Here is a 3,142-nt window from a genome sequence, read left to right as displayed (position 1 = left end):
CCACCGACTGGTTCGCGATCATCTTCAACCCGTCGTTCCCGTACCGCCTGTTCCACATGGCGATCGCCGCGTTCATCGTCGCCGCGCTGGTGGTGGCCGCGACGGGCGCGTGGCACCTGCTGAAGGGGCGCCGCGACAAGGGCGTGAAGAAGATGTTCTCGATGGCGCTGTGGCTGCTGCTCGTGCTCGCGCCGCTGCAGGCCGTGATCGGCGACCAGCACGGCATCAACACGCTGAAGCACCAGCCCGCGAAGATCGCCGCGATCGAAGGGCTGTGGGAAACCGAAAAGGGCGGCACCGCGCTCAACCTGTTCGGCATTCCCGACATGAAAGCCGAAACGACCCGCTACGCGGTGAAGGTGCCGCACCTCGGCAGCCTGATCCTGACGCACAGCTGGGACGGCGAGATCCGCGGGCTGAAGGACTTCCCGCCGCAAGACCGCCCGAATTCGACGGTCGTGTTCTGGAGCTTCCGGATCATGGTCGGCCTCGGCTTCGCGATGATCGGCCTCGCCGCGCTCGCGTGGTTCCTGCGCCGCCGCGGCCGCCTGTATGAATCGAAGTGGTTCCAGCGCTTCGCGCTCGTGATGGGCCCGACCGGTTTCGTGTCGCTGCTCGCCGGCTGGGTGACGACCGAAGCGGGCCGCCAGCCGTGGGTCGTATATGGCGTGATGCGCACCGCGCAGGCCGTGTCGCCGCTGTCGGTGCAGCAGGTCAGCCTGTCGATGATGACGTTCGTGATCGTGTACTTCCTCGTGTTCGGCACCGGCGTGTACTACATGCTGAAGCTGATGAAGGCCGGCCCCGCGCTGCCCGACGTCAAGCACGACGATAAACCGGACACGCGCCCCGATCACACCGCGCGCCGCCCGATGTCGGCCGTCGACGAGCTGATCGAGACCGTCTGAGCCCACCCCATTCGCAAACGAGAAAACCTATGGACGTCACCGTAATCTGGGCCGCGATCATCGCATTGGGGCTCTTCATGTACGTCGTGCTCGACGGCTTCGACCTCGGCATCGGCATCGTCTTCCCCTTCTTCCCGGACGAGAAGGAACGCGACCTGATGATGAACACGGTCGCGCCCGTGTGGGACGGCAACGAGACGTGGCTCGTGCTCGGCGGCGCCGGGCTGTTCGCGGTGTTCCCGATCGTCTATTCGACCGTGCTGTCGGCGCTGTACCTGCCGCTGATCTTCATGCTGGTGTGCCTGATCTTCCGCGGCGTGTCGTTCGAGATCCGCGCGAAGGCACGGCGCACGAAGCAGCTGTGGGATCTCGCGTTCATCGGCGGCTCGGCCGGCGCCACGGTGTTCCAGGGGATCGCGCTCGGCGCGTTCCTGCAGGGCATCGACGTGAAGGACGGCGTGTACGCCGGCGGCGCGTTCGACTGGCTCACGCCGTTCAGCCTGCTGACGGGCCTCGGCCTGATCGTGACCTACGCGCTGCTCGGCTGCTGCTGGCTCGTCGCGAAGACCGAAGGCGACCTGCAACGCCGCCTGCATCGCGTCGTGTGGCCGCTGACCGTCGTGCTGCTCGGCTTCATCGCGGTGATCAGCCTGTGGACGCCGCTGCAGGATCCGGCCATCGCGCAGCGCTGGTTCGACTCGGGGCTGTTCTGGCGCCTGCTGCCGGTGCCGTTCCTCGTGGCCGCATGCGCGGTGTGGATGCGCCGCGCGGTGCGCGACCGGCATGACATGACGCCGTTCGTGCTGGCGCTGGCGCTGGTGCTGCTCGGCTACGTCGGCCTGCTCGTCACGCTGTTTCCCTATGCGATTCCGCAGACGATGACGATCTGGGAAGCGGCGGCGCCGCGTTCGAGCCAGACCTTCACGCTGGTCGGCGCAGCGGTTATCCTCCCGATCATCATCGCCTATACGACGATGGGTTATTGGGTATTCCGAGGCAAGGTGCGCCATGAAGACCAGCATTACTACCACCACTGATTCCACCGCCGGCCAGCCCGGCGCGCCGCGGCCGCGGATGCGCGGCTGGATGTGGTTCGTCGTTCTGTGGGCGGGCGGCGTGATCGGCGCCGTGACGCTCGGCTATGCGTTCAAGATCTTCATGAACCTGACGCTGTTTGCGGTGAAGTAGGCGGAGCGGCCGCCCGGGTCGAACGATGACCGGGCGGCCGTTTTGTCGTTGGGCCGCGGCTTCGGCCGGATGCAGCCAGCGCGGCAATAACCGGGGACCCGCGGACGACACGTCCCGCCCAGCTACGGGTTCTGTCGCACCACACCCAATTTAAGCCCCAGCATGCCGAAGATGCGATTCATCGTCTGTACCGTCCCGTCGCTGCGACCCTGCTCGATATCCTGAATTGTCTTGGTCGACACGCCGGCCAGCTTGGCCACTTCGGCACTCGTCAACCGCATCGTCTTCTTCAAATGACGCACCGATTCGCGCAGCGTCCATTCAGGATGTGCAAGAACCTCCTCGACCGCTTGCCGCCGCAGTGCGAGCTGCTCGGGAAGCGGCATCGTGTTGTAGCGTTTGTCCATGGTGCCATCCCCGCTTAGCGCAGCGCATCCAGTTCGCGCGCAAACCGCTCCAGGCCCGGTTTAAGAAACGCATGCACATCGGGCTCCAGCCCACAATCCGTTCCTTGATCGGCGATCTCCTGCAGGCGCGGTGCCATTGCACGCAGCCGCGTCCGCAATGCATCGCGATCGAGCACGGGTCGCTCGCGCCCCGCCCGGGATTCGCTCGACCGGACCACCGTGTCAAGCACGCTCGCCCAGTCGGGCCGGCCACCGTCATTTCCCTCCCAGCGCATGCGTCGGGCAATGCCATCGGGATGCAAATACATCGGCGCGAAGTCGAAAAGCGGCGTCAACGCGATGCGTCCTTGGAAATCGCGTTGCAACGCGGTGTTTCGCGCATGATTGTCCTTATTGCCCAACGCAAGATTGGCGACGTCGCGACACAAGTACTCCGCAACCTCGGCCTGAGGATCGGTACATTGCCGTACGAGATGCGCGCATACCTCGTCGTGACTCGGCACGACGCCGAAGCCGGCCTTGCCCGTCAACGAAGCAATGCTTTCCTGGGCGAACCGGACAACGCCGTCACCCACTCGCGCGCGATCGAACCGTGGAATGAACACCGCCCGCTCACGCAGCGTCAGCGGTGCATGCACG

General features: G+C 65.4%; 5 protein-coding genes. 3 read left to right on the top strand and 2 right to left on the bottom strand.

Going from position 1 to position 3,142, the window contains the following annotated elements:
- The 3 genes from AC3IFE_RS20280 to AC3IFE_RS20270 form a co-directional block, all read left to right on the top strand.
- Positions 1-908: cytochrome ubiquinol oxidase subunit I (locus tag AC3IFE_RS20280; RefSeq protein WP_489191728.1), on the top strand; the 908-nt coding region annotated here is incomplete at its 5' end.
- A 29-nt stretch (positions 909-937) separates the two neighbouring features.
- Positions 938-1,945, top strand: coding sequence for a cytochrome d ubiquinol oxidase subunit II (gene cydB / locus AC3IFE_RS20275; RefSeq protein ID WP_489191727.1), 1,008 nt, complete (start codon positions 938-940; stop codon positions 1,943-1,945).
- On the top strand, positions 1,917-2,096 hold the full coding sequence (locus AC3IFE_RS20270) for a hypothetical protein (protein WP_050012191.1): 180 nt from the start codon (positions 1,917-1,919) through the stop codon (positions 2,094-2,096). The genes cydB and AC3IFE_RS20270 overlap by 29 nt, the downstream gene beginning before the upstream one ends.
- A gap of 122 nt (positions 2,097-2,218) precedes the next feature.
- On the opposite strand, the gene AC3IFE_RS20265 is transcribed toward AC3IFE_RS20270, so the two are convergent.
- Together AC3IFE_RS20265 and AC3IFE_RS20260 are read right to left on the bottom strand one after the other, a co-directional pair.
- A complete protein-coding gene (locus tag AC3IFE_RS20265) occupies positions 2,219-2,503 on the bottom strand; it encodes a helix-turn-helix domain-containing protein (protein WP_301737346.1) in 285 nt (94 codons plus the stop codon).
- A 14-nt stretch (positions 2,504-2,517) separates the two neighbouring features.
- Positions 2,518-3,142, bottom strand: a 625-nt coding sequence (locus AC3IFE_RS20260) for a HipA domain-containing protein (RefSeq protein WP_489191726.1), incomplete at its 5' end; no start/stop codon positions are given.

This window comes from Burkholderia sp. APQ4-4ca (genome assembly GCF_057837105.1).
This window is presented reverse-complemented; position numbering and strand designations above follow the sequence as displayed.

Coding starts and splice junctions, on each gene's coding strand:
- cydB (WP_489191727.1), top strand. CDS start 938: ATGGACGTCACCGTAATCTGGGCCGCGATCATCGCATTGGGGCTCTTC.
- AC3IFE_RS20265 (WP_301737346.1), bottom strand. CDS start 2,503: ATGGACAAACGCTACAACACGATGCCGCTTCCCGAGCAGCTCGCACTG.
- AC3IFE_RS20270 (WP_050012191.1), top strand. CDS start 1,917: ATGAAGACCAGCATTACTACCACCACTGATTCCACCGCCGGCCAGCCC.